14 protein-coding genes are annotated in these 16,526 nt (G+C 50.6%); 5 read left to right on the plus strand and 9 right to left on the minus strand.

What is annotated here, in order from left to right; translation table 11 throughout:
* Positions 1–156 precede the first annotated feature (156 nt).
* The 4 genes from glnG to glnA form a co-directional block, all read right to left on the minus strand.
* Entirely contained in the window at positions 157–1,572 is a 1,416-nt protein-coding gene (glnG, locus tag AACQ93_RS00600) for a nitrogen regulation protein NR(I) (protein ID WP_064601560.1), read from the minus strand.
* 55 nt (positions 1,573–1,627) lie between these two features.
* The gene (gene glnL, locus AACQ93_RS00605; protein ID WP_198160089.1) at positions 1,628–2,677 is read right to left on the minus strand and encodes a nitrogen regulation protein NR(II); all 1,050 of its coding nucleotides are present in this window, start codon (positions 2,675–2,677) and stop codon (positions 1,628–1,630) included.
* Between the two features lie 124 nt (positions 2,678–2,801).
* On the minus strand, positions 2,802–3,371 hold the full coding sequence (locus AACQ93_RS00610) for a DUF4124 domain-containing protein (protein WP_064601562.1): 570 nt from the start codon (positions 3,369–3,371) through the stop codon (positions 2,802–2,804).
* Between the two features lie 125 nt (positions 3,372–3,496).
* Positions 3,497–4,906 (minus strand): glutamate--ammonia ligase, encoded by a 1,410-nt coding sequence (gene glnA, locus AACQ93_RS00615; protein WP_064601563.1) that lies wholly within the window; start codon positions 4,904–4,906, stop codon positions 3,497–3,499.
* Between the two features lie 564 nt (positions 4,907–5,470).
* Between glnA and typA the strand changes: the two genes are divergently transcribed.
* Together typA and AACQ93_RS00625 are read left to right on the plus strand one after the other, a co-directional pair.
* Positions 5,471–7,300, plus strand: a complete 1,830-nt coding sequence (typA, locus tag AACQ93_RS00620) for a translational GTPase TypA (protein ID WP_007471089.1) — start codon at positions 5,471–5,473, stop codon at positions 7,298–7,300.
* A gap of 90 nt (positions 7,301–7,390) precedes the next feature.
* Complete coding sequence (locus tag AACQ93_RS00625; protein ID WP_064601564.1) at positions 7,391–7,921, plus strand: AAA family ATPase; 531 nt, start codon at positions 7,391–7,393, stop codon at positions 7,919–7,921.
* Here the strand turns inward: AACQ93_RS00625 and AACQ93_RS00630 are convergent.
* Positions 7,918–8,559 carry a DUF2959 domain-containing protein gene (locus AACQ93_RS00630; RefSeq protein ID WP_064601565.1) on the minus strand — a complete coding sequence of 214 codons (642 nt, stop codon included), beginning with the start codon at positions 8,557–8,559 and terminating at the stop codon, positions 7,918–7,920. The two genes, AACQ93_RS00625 and AACQ93_RS00630, sit on opposite strands and share 4 nt — an antisense overlap.
* Before the next feature lie 104 nt (positions 8,560–8,663).
* On the opposite strand from AACQ93_RS00630, the gene AACQ93_RS00635 reads away from it, so the two are divergent.
* From AACQ93_RS00635 to AACQ93_RS00645, 3 genes are all read left to right on the plus strand, one after another.
* Complete coding sequence (locus AACQ93_RS00635) at positions 8,664–9,605, plus strand: virulence factor BrkB family protein (RefSeq protein WP_007471095.1); 942 nt, start codon at positions 8,664–8,666, stop codon at positions 9,603–9,605.
* The gene (gene dtd, locus AACQ93_RS00640) at positions 9,602–10,039 is read left to right on the plus strand and encodes a D-aminoacyl-tRNA deacylase (RefSeq protein WP_007471096.1); all 438 of its coding nucleotides are present in this window, start codon (positions 9,602–9,604) and stop codon (positions 10,037–10,039) included. Before AACQ93_RS00635 ends, dtd begins: the two co-directional genes overlap by 4 nt.
* Positions 10,040–10,100: 61 nt before the next feature.
* Positions 10,101–11,024 (plus strand): bifunctional GNAT family N-acetyltransferase/hotdog fold thioesterase, encoded by a 924-nt coding sequence (locus AACQ93_RS00645; protein WP_064606430.1) that lies wholly within the window; start codon positions 10,101–10,103, stop codon positions 11,022–11,024.
* Here the strand turns inward: AACQ93_RS00645 and AACQ93_RS00650 are convergent.
* The 4 genes from AACQ93_RS00650 to hslR form a co-directional block, all read right to left on the minus strand.
* A complete protein-coding gene (locus AACQ93_RS00650; protein WP_064601566.1) occupies positions 10,949–12,994 on the minus strand; it encodes an AsmA family protein in 2,046 nt (681 codons plus the stop codon). The genes AACQ93_RS00645 and AACQ93_RS00650 overlap by 76 nt on opposite strands.
* 171 nt (positions 12,995–13,165) lie before the next feature.
* Positions 13,166–14,797, minus strand: a complete 1,632-nt coding sequence (gene pckA, locus AACQ93_RS00655) for a phosphoenolpyruvate carboxykinase (ATP) (RefSeq protein WP_064601567.1) — start codon at positions 14,795–14,797, stop codon at positions 13,166–13,168.
* A 317-nt stretch (positions 14,798–15,114) separates the two neighbouring features.
* The gene (gene hslO, locus AACQ93_RS00660; RefSeq protein WP_064601568.1) at positions 15,115–15,993 is read right to left on the minus strand and encodes an Hsp33 family molecular chaperone HslO; all 879 of its coding nucleotides are present in this window, start codon (positions 15,991–15,993) and stop codon (positions 15,115–15,117) included.
* A 26-nt stretch (positions 15,994–16,019) separates the two neighbouring features.
* Entirely contained in the window at positions 16,020–16,427 is a 408-nt protein-coding gene (hslR, locus tag AACQ93_RS00665) for a ribosome-associated heat shock protein Hsp15 (protein WP_064601569.1), read from the minus strand.
* Positions 16,428–16,526: the final 99 nt, after the last annotated feature.

Below are 16,526 nucleotides of genomic sequence, written 5' to 3' on the forward strand. Positions count from 1 at the left end.
CTGTAATTCTGATGCTCAAATATTCTGATAAATAATATAAACATGCAAACGCTCTTTCGTTGATCACAAGAATTGCGATCAAATAATGAGAGATGAGTCAGTAGAAGCCGATAATCTCCTTTACCGCTTCTACTGGTTTCATTGAGTGAGTATTCGCTATTCAGCAGAAATATTGAGTTCCTTGAGTTTTCTGGTCAGGGTATTGCGGCCCCAGCCAAGCAACCTCGCAGCTTCCTGTTTATGGCCGTGGGTATACTCCAGTGCGGTTTCCAGCAGGATTTTTTCAAACTCCGGCAAGGCTTCACCCAAAAGGTTTTGGTTACCTTGCTTGAGGGTATCCCTGGCCCACTGTTCGAGAGCGTGGTGCCAGTGGCCGTTCCCTTGCTCTTGGGTTGTTTTGCTGTCGGGAGTCAGCAATTCCGGCGGCAGATCTGTCGGCAGGACTTCGTTACCACTTGCCATTACAGTTAGCCAGCGACAGGTATTTTCCAGTTGGCGCACATTCCCCGGCCAGTCGAGTTCAGTGAGGATATCTTCCGTTGACGGATGCAGAGTTTTGACCTCAACGCCGAGTTCGTCAGAAGCACGCTGCAGAAAATGCCGGGTAAGTTGCGGGATATCTTGGCGGCGGTCTTTCAGTGCTGGTAGGTGGATCCGGATGACATTCAGACGGTGGAACAAGTCTTCACGGAAGTCGCCGTTGGCAACCAGTCTTTCCAGATCCTGGTGGGTGGCGGCAATAATTCTGACATCAACATTAACCGGCGAGTGGCCGCCGACCCGATAAAATTGACCATCAGCCAGCACCCGCAGCAGGCGGGTCTGGATATCGAGGGGCATATCGCCGATTTCATCTAAAAACAGGGTGCCGCCGTTGGCTTGTTCAAAGCGGCCCTGGCGGACGCTGTTGGCGCCGGTGAAAGCGCCTTTTTCATGACCGAACAGCTCGGATTCAATCAGATCTTTAGGAATCGCCGCCATGTTCAGGGCGATAAACTCTTTATGGCTGCGTGGGCTGTGGCGGTGCAGGGCATGGGCTACCAATTCTTTACCTGTACCGGACTCACCGTTGATCAGCACTGAAATTGATGAGCGGGACAAGCGGCCGATAGCGCGGAAAACCTCCTGCATCGCCGGTGCTTCACCGATAATTTCCGGGGCATTCTGAGGACTGGTTTCCGGTTGCTGCTGACGCTTTTGCTCCTGGCTGTGGGTGACTGCGCGCTCTACCAGGCTGACCGCTTCATCTATATCGAAGGGTTTTGGCAGGTATTCAAAAGCCCCTTCTTGGTAAGCGTTAACCGCTGCATCCAGATCCGAGTGAGCTGTCATGATTATCACCGGCAGTGACGGGTAATCCCGGTGCAGCGACTTGAGCAGGGCCAGGCCGTCGGTACCCGGCATCCGAATGTCAGATACTAATACGTCCGGCACGCTGCGTTCCAGTGCTTCCAGTACACTGTCGGTGTTGGCAAAGGTTTCACATTTTAGTCCTGCCGCATTAAGGGTTCGTTCCAGAACCCAGCGAATGGAGCTGTCATCGTCGACAACCCAAATTAATCCTTTGCTCATAGTTCGTCCTCTCTGGCTATCATGCCGTTGGCTTCAGGGTGACTGGCCATGGTTGTTATTTTATCGGTAAGTAGATGGTGAATTTGGTATGGCCCGGCCAGCTTATTACTTCAATTTTTCCCTGATGCTGGTCAATCAGGTTTTGAGCGATTGACAGCCCCAGTCCGGTGCCGCCTTCACGCCCTGTTACCATTGGGTAGAACAGGGTGTCTTGGATATCACCCGGGATCCCCGGACCGTCATCAATGATGTCGATTTTGGCGGCAACCCGGTAGCGCTTGCCGTGGATTAGGGCCTGATGGGCAGTACGGGTTTTCAGGGTAATATTCCCGCCCCCGTTCTGGTGCAGGGTCTGGGCGGCATTGCTGACAATATTGAGAATGGCCTGTTCCAGCTGCTCCGGATCCATGGTGAAGTCCGGCAGGCTGGGGTCGTAGTCGCGATGCAGATGGATATCGCTGCCGCTGTCGATGGCGACCAGTTGACGTACTTTTTCCAGGATCACGTGGATGTTATCCACCTGGCGGGAGCCGGGGCGCTGCGGTCCCAGTAGCCGGTCGACCAGGTTACGCAGTCGGTCGGCCTGTTCGATAATCATCTGGGTATATTCTTTGTAACTCGGGTCTGGCAGGGTTTTTTCCAGCAACTGGGCTGCTCCCCGTAATCCGCCCAGCGGGTTTTTGATTTCGTGGGCCAGGCCGCGTACCAGCTCTCTGGCTGCCTGCTGTTGGGCATGCTGACTCAGCTCCTGACTGATCCGGCGCTGCTGGTCGATAGGTTTGAGCTCAAGCAGGATAAGCAGCTCTTTCTGCCAGGACAGCGGGCTGGCATTGAGTTCTACCGTGTAGTGTCTGCCGTCAATGACAAAGGTAACGTCACTGTCAGCGAGCCCCTGACCACTTTGCAGGGTGGCTTGGATCAGCGCAAGGTCTATGGAAGAGTGCTGCAACAGTTCCGGAAAACAGGCATTGTTGAGCCGGCGCTTGCTGTAGGAAAGCAGTTGCTCGGCGGCCGGATTGACATAACGAATCGTCAACCCTTCATCAAGCAGCAGAATTGCAGTGACCAGATTGTCCAGAATTAGCGGTGTAAAAGCGGCAGTCACGATAATCATCCTTGTCTGAGCCAGTTCAGTTTGGTGCAATGAACCAGTAGTGCACCATAGTGGTGCAATCAAGTTTAGCCTGTCTGCCTGCTATCGTGAATGAAAAATCGCGCCGGACCGGGGATCACTTGGGTGTTATCGCTGGTGGCTGGCGGTTGAGTATTGATGCCCGGTGCAGGTAGACAGTGATCATATCTGATGATGCAATAACCTTGCCGTGTTTAAGTAACTGAGCTTGAAGGGTATGGCTGCCTCTGTCTATGTTATGAAGCTGCCAGTTGAACTTGGTCTGTGGCCTGCCATAAGGTTTGCCGTCAAGCAGCAGACGGGCATTGTGGCCTTTGGTTAGTTTGCGGTTACTGACTACGGATACATCGATTATCCCTTCATTGTTGCGGACGGTTTGCTCATGAAGAGGCGAAATTAGACTGATGGTCGCAGCTGGCAGAGCCGGTTCTTTGGTTTGCTCTGGCTGGGGATTGGTCGTCTGCGATTTATCTGCGCTTTTAGCCTTGCTATTACTGGGTTCGGGGATGTTGAGATTAATGGTATCTGCACCGGGGCGGGGCTGATCAGAAAAATGCACCACGCCTTTTTCATCTTCCCAGGTGTAGATGGTTGACGCCTGAACCGTTGTTGTCGAAAACAGGCTGGTAAGGAGAAAGGTTAGGATGAACAGGCGAGATGACTTCATGGATATGGTCTTGGCTGGTTACAGGTAGGAGTTAAAGTTATCTGCCTGAAGCCGGACGGCAAGAGCAAAAAGGCCTGCTTGTGAAGCAGGCCTTAATCTTAATGGTTAACTTATTTATCAGTTACTTACACTGAATAGTAAAGTTCGAACTCAAGTGGGTGCGTAGTCATGTTGATCTTCTCGACATCCTGAGATTTCAGTTCGATGTAAGAGTCGATGAAATCATCAGAGAATACGCCGCCAGCTGTCAGGAACTCACGGTCTTCGTTCAGAGACTGTAGTGCGCCCTGTAGTGATTCAGCAACAGTCGGGATTTCCGCTGCTTCTTCTGCTGGCAGGTCGTACAGGTCTTTATCCATTGCTTCGCCCGGGTGGATCTTGTTTTGGATACCGTCAAGACCAGCCATCAGCATGGCTGCAAACGCCAGGTATGGGTTTGCTGTTGGGTCCGGGAAGCGAACTTCGATACGGCGTGCTTTAGGGCTTGGTACCACTGGGATACGGATTGACGCTGAACGGTTACGGGCAGAGTAAGCCAGCATAACCGGTGCTTCGAAACCAGGAACCAGACGCTTGTATGAGTTTGTTGAAGCGTTGGCAAAGGCGTTGATAGCACGAGCGTGCTTGATGATACCGCCGATGTAGTAAAGCGCTGTTTCAGACAGACCGCCGTACTTGTCGCCTGCGAACAGGTTCTTACCGTCTTTCGCCAGTGACTGGTGAACGTGCATACCAGAGCCGTTGTCGCCAACCAGTGGTTTAGGCATAAAGGTTGCTGTCTTGCCGAAAGCGTGAGCTACGTTGTGAACCACATACTTGTAGATCTGGATTTCGTCAGCTTTCGCTGTCAGGGTATTGAAACGGGTCGCGATTTCGTTCTGGCCTGCTGTCGCCACTTCGTGGTGGTGTGCTTCAACAACCAGACCCATTTCTTCCATAACCAGACACATAGCAGAACGGATGTCCTGTGATGAGTCAACCGGTGCTACCGGGAAGTAACCGCCTTTCACGCCTGGACGGTGGCCTTTGTTACCGCCTTCAAAGTCGCTGCCTGTGTTCCATGCCGCTTCCACGTCATCAATCTTGAAGAAAGAACCTGACATATCAGTTGCGAACTTCACATCGTCAAACAGGAAGAACTCTGGCTCTGGGCCGATAAGTACTGTGTCGGCAATACCAATTGCACGCATGTGATCTTCAGCACGCTTAGCAATAGAGCGTGGGTCACGGTCGTAACCTTGCATAGTAGAAGGTTCCAGGATGTCACAGCGGAGATTCAGCGTGGCATCTTCGGTGAACGGGTCAAGTACTGCGCTTGCAGCATCCGGCATCATTACCATGTCTGACTCGTTGATACCTTTCCAGCCAGCAACCGAAGAGCCGTCGAACATCTTACCTTCTTCAAAGAAGTCGGCATCGATTTGGTGGGCTGGGATAGAGATGTGCTGTTCTTTACCTTTGGTGTCGGTAAAGCGTAGGTCTACAAACTTAACTTCGTTTTCCTGGATCAGCGCTAGTACGTTTTCTACTGACATCTTGAGTAACCTCCGGTGTTAGGTTGGGCAACTGGCCGCAAAAAATATTTCGAACGGGGTTGTCGTTCATCTGAAATAGTCTTTGCTAAAACCGTGCCAACTGTAAAAAGCTGCTAAATCGCCCAAAAATGGGGATTGGCAGGCTAAATCATTCCTTTTCCTGCACCGTTTTGGTGAATTGCTGCACTGTTGTGGTGCAAAGTAATGCATCTTCACCTTATTGGTGCGCTTTTACTATTAGCCCGGGCCAGCATAATGTCAATCCGTCGATGCATTATTATCCGCCAGCTATATTAGGCTGAAGGTAATTCAGAGCTGGAAGGTTTTACTTCTGAGCTGGTGGATTATTGCGGATAAAAACAGGAAGAATTGAAGCGGGAAACAGGGGCGGGAGTTGCCAAAAATGTCCCTGTTTTCACTGGTTGACGCTGAGTATGAAAAAAGCTGGTGATATAAATCACATATTTCGTGGGTTTTGACGTAAAATCTGTTAGATTATGAGCCGTTTTTTTAACCAAGTAGCTGCCATCCGGTCGCTGCATGTTCTGAGTGAATGTAAAACACATGTCAAATCCACAGATCGATAAACTAAGAAATATCGCAATCATTGCGCACGTTGACCACGGTAAAACCACCCTGGTTGACAAACTGCTTCAGCAGTCTGGCACGTTAGAGTCTCGCGGTGAAGTTGAAGAACGCGTAATGGATTCCAACGACATCGAAAAAGAGCGTGGTATTACCATTCTTGCGAAGAACACAGCGATTAACTGGAATGATTACCACATCAACATCGTAGATACTCCGGGACACGCCGATTTCGGTGGTGAAGTTGAGCGTATCATGTCTATGGTTGACTCTGTTCTGCTTATCGTTGATGCCGTTGACGGCCCAATGCCACAGACTCGCTTCGTAACCCAGAAAGCATTCGCTCACGGCCTGAAGCCAATCGTTGTTATCAACAAAATCGACCGTCCTGGCGCACGCCCTGACTGGGTAATGGATCAGGTATTCGATCTGTTCGACAACCTGGGTGCAACTGACGAACAGCTGGACTTCCAGGTAGTTTACGCATCGGCACTGAACGGCTGGGCTACACAGGAAGAAGGCGAAACCGGCGAGAACATGGAACCGCTGTTCCAGGCTATCGTTGATAACGTAGCGGCTCCTGATGTTGACGTTGACGGTTCTCTGCAGATGCAGATTTCTCAGCTTGACTACAGCTCTTACGTAGGTGTTATCGGTGTTGGCCGTGTAACCCGCGGTTCTGTTAAGCCAAACCAGCAGGTAACTGTTGTTGGTGCTGACGGTAAGACCCGTAACGGTAAAGTAGGTACTGTTCTTGGTTACCTTGGTCTTGAGCGTCACGAAGTTGAAGAAGCAACTGCCGGTGACATCATTGCAATTACAGGCCTTGGTGAGCTGAAAATCTCTGACACTATCTGTGACGTGAACGCAGTAGAAGCCCTGCCTGCTCTGTCTGTTGATGAACCAACAGTAACCATGACGTTCCAGGTAAACACTTCTCCGTTTGCAGGTAAAGAAGGTAAGTTCGTAACTTCACGTAACATCCTTGAGCGTCTGCAGAAAGAGTTGGTACACAACGTTGCCCTGCGTGTTGAAGAAACTGAAGATCCGGATAAATTCCGTGTATCAGGTCGTGGTGAACTTCACCTGTCTATCCTGATCGAAAACATGCGTCGTGAAGGTTTTGAGCTTGCAGTATCGCGTCCGGAAGTAATCATCAAAGAAGAAGATGGTCAGCTAATGGAACCGTTCGAAGTGGTAACTATCGACGTGCTAGAAGAGCACCAAGGTGGCATCATGGAGAACATCGGTCTGCGTAAAGGTGAACTGAAAGACATGGCACCAGACGGTAAAGGCCGTGTTCGTATGGACTTCATCATGCCTTCTCGTGGCCTGATTGGTTTCCAAACTGAGTTCATGACCCTGACTTCAGGTTCTGGCCTTCTTTACCATACGTTTGATCACTACGGCCCACACAAAGGTGGTACTATCGGTCAGCGTAACAACGGTGTGCTAATTTCAAACGCAACAGGTAAAGCACTGACTTACGCACTGTTCAACCTGCAGGAGCGTGGCCGTCTGTTCACTGAGCACGCGGACGAAGTTTACGAAGGTCAGATCATCGGTATTCACAACCGTTCTAACGACCTGACAGTAAACTGTCTGAAAGGTAAGCAGCTGACTAACGTTCGTGCTTCTGGTACTGATGAAGCTCAGGTTCTTTCTCCTGCAATTAAGTACACTCTGGAGCAGGCGCTTGAGTTCATCGATGATGACGAGCTGGTAGAAGTTACACCTGAAAACATTCGTATCCGTAAGAAACTGCTTACTGAAAACGATCGTAAACGTGCAAGCCGTACTGCGAAATAATCGCTGACTGCTGAACGTTAATCAATCCCCCCATCGGTGCTACCATGGGGGGATTGTTGTATCTGAAGCATGGAAAACAAGGATTGGGCGATGCAACCCATTATTATTACCGGCGGGCCCGGTGCCGGGAAAACGACTTTAATGAATGCGTTGGGGGAGCAGGGCTTTTTGACATTCCCGGAGGTTTCCCGAACCCTGATCCGGCAGCAATCGCAGTTGGCAGACGGCGTTCTGCCGTGGACAGATTTACCGCGCTTTGCTGAACTGTGTCTGGATATGATGTCACAACAGCGCGACCAGGCTTGTGTCGAGACTCAGCTTGCGTTTGTAGATCGGGCGATTGGTGATATCTGTGCCTATCTGGCTGTCGGTGGCGAGGTGGTGACACCTGATTATCGAGAAGCCGCACAAGGTTACTATCCGGTTGTTTTCTTTTGTGCTCCTCACCGTGATATTTATGTTCAGGATGATGAACGCCCCCACAGTTTTGAAGAGGCCGAGCAGATCCATCACCAGTTGGTGGCAACTTATCAGGGATTGGGTTATGAAGTTGCAGAAGTGCCGTGGGGAAGCGTGGAAGAGCGGGCCGGCTGGGTGCAGACCCGTCTTGCGCAAGGTTAAGCTTGTTTTAGCTGGGAGATGAAGCGTTCTGATTCGGCAATAGCGTTTTCCATATCTCCGATCGCGCGCTCAATGTCACGCTGCAAGGTGTTGAATTCGCCTTGCAGATCGCCGATAGCGGCAGCATTGAGGTTATGCTTCAGGTACAGGGTGTTGTCGCGCAGGGTATTAAGCACCGGTGTCATTTTCTGTTCTGCACGGTGCATGGCACTCAGCATTCGCTTATAGGAAGCCTTGGTATTGTTGAGCTTACGCTCGCTGTCGCGCTTGAGTTTGCTGCTAGTGTAAAGGGACAGTTCATCCTGCCACTCATCAAACAGGGCATCAGCGACATCCTCAATGGCTGCAATACGGCTGCTGACTTTCTCGGCAGCATCATTGCTGGCTTCATACTGGTCATTGATGCGGTTGTACATGTCTTCCAGTTCGCCGCCGTCAAACTGAGTTAGGGATTTGAGGGCGTCTAAGGCGCTGGTGAACTGTTGCTGGGCATCCTGCTGGGCTTCATTGGCTTCTTCAACCCGGTCGACCATGATCTCACGTTTATGGATCCCGACTGATTCCATCGCTGAGTAATAGGCACTTTGGCATCCGGACAATAGAGTAAGGCTGAGCATGGCAACGAGCAGATAAGGCATAACTGGCTCCTGAATTCGTTTAGAAAGGGTTGGGTGGCGTTTGTTATCTGCCGCCGGACCAACTATTTTGACTATAAAAACAGATAAATAAATTTGTAGAGACTATGGCTGACAAAAAGATAACAGGCAAGCTGTCTTGGCAGCAATATCTGGCTATTGGGTTTGCGTATATCAAATATCTGCGCCGGAGGATCGGGCATGACCGCCTGACAGTGGCAGCCGGGTCGATGGCTTATGTCACTTTGCTGTCTTTAGTGCCATTACTGACCGTGGTTTTATCCGCTTTGTCGACCTTCCCGGTGTTTGCCGGCTTGGGGGAACTGCTGCAAAATTTTGTTATTGAGAACTTTGTTCCGGCGGCAGGTGAAGTGGTTAAGCAGTACCTCAATGAGTTTGTCGCTAATGCGGGAAAGATGACGGCAGTTGGTATCGGCGCATTATTTGTGGTGGCGCTGATGCTGATTTCATCGATCGATCGGGCACTCAATTTTATCTTCCGGGTGCATGAAAAGCGCCGCCCGATGATTTCATTTTCTATCTATTGGATGGTGCTGACGCTAGGGCCGATACTGGTCGGTACCAGCATTGCGGTCAGTTCTTATCTCGGCTCGCTTAATCTGCTCGAAAGTGAAGCGGTTCACGGCCTGTTCCAGCAAACCCTGCGTGCGTTGCCGGTCATTATGTCCAGCAGTGCGTTCCTTGGGCTTTACCTGCTGGTGCCGAATATTAAAGTGCGTTTTCACCATGCCCTGGTCGGGGCGCTGTTTGCCAGTACCCTGTTTGAGCTGAGTAAGAAGGGCTTTGCGCTTTATATTACTAACTTCCCTTCTTATCAGGTGATTTACGGCGCTTTGGCGGTGATCCCTATCCTGTTTGTTTGGGTGTACCTGTGCTGGTGTATCGTGTTGTTGGGCGCTGAAATTACCGCCAGCCTCGGTGAACGTGTACACTGGCAGCCTAAGGTGCAGGCTGAGGTGGATTCGGAAAATCGTCTCGAGCAGCAAGTAAGTAAAGAAAACCATGAAACAAAGGAGCCAGGGGAATGATTGCGCTTATTCAGCGAGTGAGTGAAGCCAGTGTAACTGTCGACGGAAAGGTAACAGGGGCTATCGGCAAGGGCTTGTTAGTACTGCTGGGTGTCGAGAAAGACGATGATGAGGCAAAAGCGCAACGCCTGCGGGATCGCGTGCTGGGCTACCGGATTTTTGAAGATGACGAAGGCAAGATGAACCTGAATGTTCAGCAGGCCGGTGGCAGCGTTCTTGTTGTTTCCCAGTTCACGCTAGCTGCGGATACCAAGAAAGGGATGCGCCCGAGCTTCTCGTCGGGCGCGGCTCCGGCGGATGCGGAACGTCTGTACGAATATTTTGTCGAATGTTGTAAGGCCAAAGATATCAAGACCGAAACCGGCATCTTTGCTGCCGATATGAAGGTTGCCCTGCTGAACGACGGCCCGGTGACTTTCTGGCTGCAGGTTTAACGGCTACCCCGGCAATGAGCGCCCAGGGAGCCGGGCCTCAATAACAGTGGAGATGGATGGCATGTTTCGATTGATCACCCCGCAGACTGAGAGTGAATTGGCTCAGTATTACCATTTTCGCTGGCAGATGCTGCGAGAGCCTTGGCATATGCCGGTCGGCTCGGAGCGGGATGCCTACGATGAGATGAGCTGTCACCGGATGGTTGTCGGTGATAACGGTGAAAGCATTGCCATCGGTCGCTTGTACATGACGCCGGATAATGACGGTCAGATCCGTTTTATGGCGGTGCATCCGGATTATCGTCATCAGGGGATGGGGGCGATTGTGTTGATGGCGCTGGAATCGCTGGCCCGTCAGGAAGGTGCCAAGCGCCTGGTCTGTAATGCCCGCGAAGATGCCATTCCTTTCTACCTCAGTCATGGCTTTTCCAGTGAGGGAGAGCTGAGTGAAGAGCGCGGTCCGGTGCGGCACCAGCAGATGCTAAAACACCTCAAGCCGATGACTGGTGTGCTTCGCCATCCCGAGTGGTGTCAGGAGCTGCAGGAGTTATGGCAGTTTCAGATCCCGATCAGTGAAAAGATGGGGGTCAGGATCAGCCAGTATACCGGTTACCGCTTTGAAGTCAGTGCCCTGATCAATGCCAACCTTAACCCTTCTGAGACCATGTTCGCCGGCAGTATTTTTACCATGGCGACACTGGCGGGTTGGGGATTTGTTTGGATGTTGCTGAAAGAGCGCAAGCTCAAAGCCGATATTGTGCTGGCTGACAGCCGTATCCGTTATGTCGCACCAGTCAAAGAGCGCCCGCGAGCGGTAGCCACCATTGAAAGCCTTCAGGGGGATCTGGACCGACTGGCCAGTGGTCGCAAGGGCCGCGTTATTGTTGAAGTCGGTGTTTATAGTGGTGATCAGCTGGCGTCTGTTTTCACTGGCACTTTTATGTTGTTACCGTCGCAGGATGACGACTGTAAAACCTGTTTCTGATTGCCCCGCCATTCTTTTTCCAGTTGCAGGCAGCCCTGAGTTGCCTGCAACTTCACTTGTTTGCCGTTGGGTTTGGCTAAATCCCAGTTACCTTGCAATGTTGCCGTAAAGCCTCGGCTTTGCAGTGATATCGGCGCCAGTTTGATCTTTCCTCGTTCTGCCTGAACGTGCAGTTGGTTGGCGCTAACGGAGAAAGGCTTAGTTTCCTCAATGTCGGTTTTTGACATAGTGTCTTTTCCACTGTGCTGCTCTGTTTTGCTCCCACTCCATTGCTGCCATATTTGTTTCGTTTTTTGTTGGCTGAGCTGAAGCTGGCGGAATTGTCCTTTCAACTCGCCTTCTAAGCTGTAGGCCAGACTGGTTGCATGCTGGCCGAGGCCATTTGCAGTCAGTTCTATATCCATATTTCCGCCAAGGGGAAGAGGCAGGTTGAGCCACTGAGGCAGCACGCTGACAGGCATACTGTCAGTGGTCAGCTCAAGTTGCCACGGTTGACCTTCCTGTTGCAGGTTAATTTTGCCATTGGCTGACAGTAATCCGCTATTTTTGAACGGCACAATCAGTTCGCTCAGCTGCCACTGTCCTTCCTGGCTGCGCATAGTAATTATGGGTTCCACCATACTCACTGTCTTGATACTGGCAAAACCGCTGCTGGCGGTCAGTTCACCCTGCCATAAACCGGCTTGTCCTTCATGTTTAAGGAGCAGGTCATGGCCGCTAACGTTGAGATCCGAGAATTGGAAATGACGGCCGGGAGCAGTGTCAGTAACCTGAGCATAGCCGATATCCAGAGCTGCCAGCTGGATATTGTCAAAATGCTGGCTGGTTTTCTTGATTAAATCAGGCCAGTTTTCAGGCAGGAACCACTTGATGCTGTTCAGCGTCAGCTGATTCAGGGCCAGAGTGTTTGGAGTCAGTGTGCCATCGGTTTGGACATAGCCTTCAAGGGCTTTGGCAGATGCGCCTTCGATAACGATTTGTTTCGGGGAAAAAGCCAGCTCAGCTAGGGGGGCATCCATTACGGTATCGTGCCAGCGCAGGCTGTCGGCACTGAGGGAAAAGCGGGCATCCTGTTGGTGCCAGTGATCGGCTGGCCAATGCCAGTTTTGTAGCGATAGGTTAGCGTGGTTTAAGCTCAGCTGTGGCTGTTCAAAACTGCTGTCTAAGATATCCAGGCGGTGGATCTCAATTGTTTGTGGAAGCTGTAGTGAGCGAGTTTGTTGTTCAAGCCATTGGCTGTTGAGTGATTCACTGTGGTGCAGTTTTAAATCGGAGACTGTCAGCTGGTGCAGGATCAGGGCGTCATCCTGTTCGATATATTCGGCCTGACCATTAAAGTTGGCCTGCTGCCAGTCAAAAGAAAAGCCGTATAGTGTCCATTGCGGCTGCGTATCGCTGTTTGGTTTGTAGTCACCGTCGAGCAGGACTTCATTGAGTTTGATGCCCTGCCAGACTAACAGGTCTGCCGCCAGCTGAAAATCTCCGCTGAAGGTTTGACCTGAGTCCGGCCTATTCTGCCAGTTATCCAGTTGCAATTTACTGTTTTCCAGGCTGAGCTGCGCGCTGTGCCAGTTGAAGTTGGTCAGTGCCAGGCGGTCGGTATACAACTCAGGCAGTAATGGTTGTTCGGTATTTGCGCTCAGGGAAAGGCCGTCTATCAGTATGGTGTCAAAGTGCCAGCCGGGTTTAAGCAGCTTACCTGGTGAGAACCAGAGCTGAAGAACTTTGGCGTTTAGGTTTTCGCTCTTTTGGTGCTGATCTTTGAAGTGGATATCGCTGACAGTCAGGTGCCAGGGATCGGTAATGTGGTAACTGACGGCGTTTGCGGTTACCGAGTAAGGGGAAAACGTGTTGAGCGCATAAGTTACCATGCTGGAGGCATGCCGGGTATGAAGCAACGCCAGCACTATAGTGAGGCAAAGCAGCAAGAGGACAATTACAGTTGCGGATAGTTTCCCGGCCAGACGCATCGGCGCTTTCCTGTCTGAGTGTGTTGGAGGAAGGTTATAACTTGACGGAAAAAGGTTATGGCTGCAAGCCGGATTGTTTTATTTATCAGCAGTTTTTGACTTTGGTCGGGCTGGTTGGCGATATAAAAAAGGCCCCTCATAAGAGGGGCCGAGTAAAGTCAGAGTGATGGTTTAGTCCAGCTGAGGGCCAGCTGAAACCAGTGACGCACCTTCATCAGTATCTGTGTACTTGTCGAAGTTATTGATGAAGCGTTCAGCCAGGTCTTTCGCCTTGCTTTCCCACTGCAGAGGATCTGTGTAGGTATCGCGAGGGTCAAGGATGGCAGGATCTACGCCTGGCAGTGCAGTTGGTACTTCCAGATTGAAGATTGGAATGTGCTTGGTTTCCGCTTTATCGATAGAACCATCCAGGATGGCATCAATGATACCGCGGGTGTCTTTGATAGAGATACGCTTACCGCTGCCGTTCCAGCCGGTGTTAACCAGGTATGCTTCAGCGCCTGCGGCTTCCATACGCTTAACCAGTACTTCTGCGTACTTGGTTGGGTGCAGTGTCAGGAAGGCATTACCGAAACAGGCTGAGAAGGTCGGAGTCGGCTCAGTGATGCCGCGCTCAGTACCGGCCAGCTTGGCAGTAAAGCCAGACAGGAAGTGGTACTTGGTTTGCTCAGGAGTCAGTTTAGAAACCGGAGGCAGAACACCGAACGCATCAGCTGACAGGAAGATCACCTTGTTTGCATGTCCACCCTTAGATACCGGTTTCACGATATTTTCGATGTGGTAGATAGGGTAAGACACACGGGTGTTTTCTGTCTTCGAGTTGTCATCAAAGTCGATTGAGCCATCACCGCGAACTGTGACGTTTTCCAGCAGCGCATCGCGGCGGATTGCGTTGTAGATATCCGGCTCAGCTTCTTTAGACAGGTTGATTGTCTTCGCGTAGCAGCCGCCTTCGAAGTTAAAGACGCCGTTGTCGTCCCAGCCGTGCTCATCATCACCGATCAGGGCACGCTTCGGATCTGTCGACAGGGTTGTTTTACCGGTACCGGACAGGCCGAAGAAGACAGCAACATCGCCATTCTCACCCATGTTAGCGGAGCAGTGCATGGATGCGATGTCTTTTAGCGGCAGGAAGTAGTTCATCATTGCGAACATACCTTTCTTCATTTCGCCGCCGTACCAGGTGCCGCCAATTAGCTGCATTTTTTCAGTCAGGTTGAACACTGTGAAGTTTTCAGAGTTCATGCTGTGCTCTTCCCACTTAGGGTTGGTGCACTTGGCGCCGTTCATTACCACGAAATCAGGCTCGAAGTTTTCCAGCTCTTCTTCGCTTGGGCGGATGAACATGTTTTTCACGAAGTGCGCCTGCCATGCTACTTCTGTGATAACACGGATGCACAGGCGGGTATCAGGGTTGGCACCGCAGTAACCGTCTATTACAAACAGGCGTTTGCCAGACAGTTGTTCAGTAACCAGATCTTTCAGATCGTTCCACGCTTCCTGACCAATGGCTTTGTTATCGTTTTTGCCTTGGTCTGCCCACCATAGGGTATCTTTTGTTGTGTCATCTTTAACGATGAACTTATCTTTTGGTGAGCGGCCGGTGAAGATTCCAGTGTCAACAGCGACAGAGCCAAGCTCTGTTACGACACCTTTTTCATAACCTTCCAGGCCCGGTTTGGTCTCTTCCTCAAACAGAAATTCGTAAGATGGGTTACGAATTACCTCTGTAACATTTTTGATACCGTATTTAGACAGATCCATATGTTTTGCAACCTTTTTCTCGACGTTCATGACAGTCATAGGTGCTCCTTGGGTAAGATGTTGTTTAACTGTTGACCATGCTAGCAACCCTAAGGGGCTAAATCAGGGATGTTAATCAAAAATTAATCATCCAAAAGTTAAGCTGGAGTAAAAGTTTTAGTGGTTTTGTGGGTGAGTATTTTACGGGAATGTAAAGCGATTGCGCTAGATCTCAGATTTAATATTTATCTTGAAAAAAGCGGGGGTTAGCTGTTATTTGCTTTCAGGATGGAGGGGGTTATGTGCTGCAAAAGTAAAAAAAGCCGGATCAACTCCGGCTTTTGTAATTAACTTTCAGTGTTAATGTGTGGCGATAATTAATGAACCTGATCGCTGCTGCTTGCTGCTGCATTTTCAAACAGGGCGGCAACATCAATGCTGTCAAAGTCGTAGCTGGTGCCACAGTAATCACAGTGCAGAGAGACCTTACCTTCTTCCGCAACGATGCGTTCTATTTCGCTTCGATCAATTGATGCAATTGCTGAAGCACTGCGCTCACGAGAACAACCACAGTGGAAAGTGACTTCCTGAGGTTCAAACAGCTGAACAGTTTCCTGATGGTACAGGCGGTAAAGTACTTCCTGAGCCTCCAGGCTGAATAGTTCTTCGTTCTTCACGGTTTCTGTCAGTTTTTCCAGGTGCTCGAAGTCTTCTGCGCTGCCTTGTTCGTCAGGCAGGATCTGCAGCAGCATACCGGCCGCTTTTGGCTGACCTTCGATTTCGCCGGTGCGAAGCCAGATGCGGGTTTTCAACTGCTCAGAGTTTTCGAAGTAACCTTCAAGGCAACTGGCCAGGCTGTCGCCTTCTAGACCAACCACACCCTGGTAGCGCTCGCCTTGGTTAGGGGTAATGGTAATTACCATATGGCCCTTACCGATCAGGTCGTGGATTGAACCGTCAGCCGGTACATCACCTTCCCAACGTGCTACGCCACGCATCTTCTGATCGTGGTCGCCATTGATCACTGCCAGTTTTACCGGGCCGTCACCCTGAAGCTGAACAGTGATTGAGCCTTCGAATTTCAGGGTTGCAGTCAGCAGGCTGGTTGCAACCAGCAGCTCACCCAGCAGATGCTGAACCGGAGCAGGGTATTCCTTGCTGGAAATGATTTGTTGATATGTCTCGTTCAGCTGAACAAGTTCACCACGTACAGATACACCGTCAAACAGGTAACGGTACAGACTATCGTTTGCCATCTTTTGTATACTCCGGCAGGTAAAATTTAGTTACTGCTCTTAAACTTAATTATATCGCGTCGCTGTTTCTTATCGGGACGCTTGTCAGGGCTTGGATTGCCGTAGGCATTAAGCTTGCGCAATTTCGCATGTGCTTCGCGCTGTTGCATGCTTTCGGCGGTTTCCTGATATAGCGTTTGGGCTTCAGGAGCGCCTCGGCGAGTGTCAGACAATTTGGCAATGATAACGGTTTTTTCGTCGTTGCCCTGTCTCAGACGGATTTCTGCACCGACTTCAACCAGCTTGCTTGGTTTGCTTCGATGCCCGTTATAGTGCACTTTGCCACCGTCGACCATGTTACGGGCAATTGAGCGGGTTTTATAAAAGCGTGCTGCCCATAACCATTTATCAAGACGTACCTGGAGAGTGTCAGAATCTGATGATTTCTGGCCCATAACGTGCTCCTAGCCCATAAAGGGCGCTAAAAATACCACAATGCGATTACAGCGTCAGCTTTAGTAAATGGTGATATTGACCATAGATTTCAACAGTAA

Source organism: Photobacterium sp. J15 (assembly GCF_963870815.1).
GTDB lineage: Bacteria > Pseudomonadota > Gammaproteobacteria > Enterobacterales > Vibrionaceae > Photobacterium > Photobacterium marinum.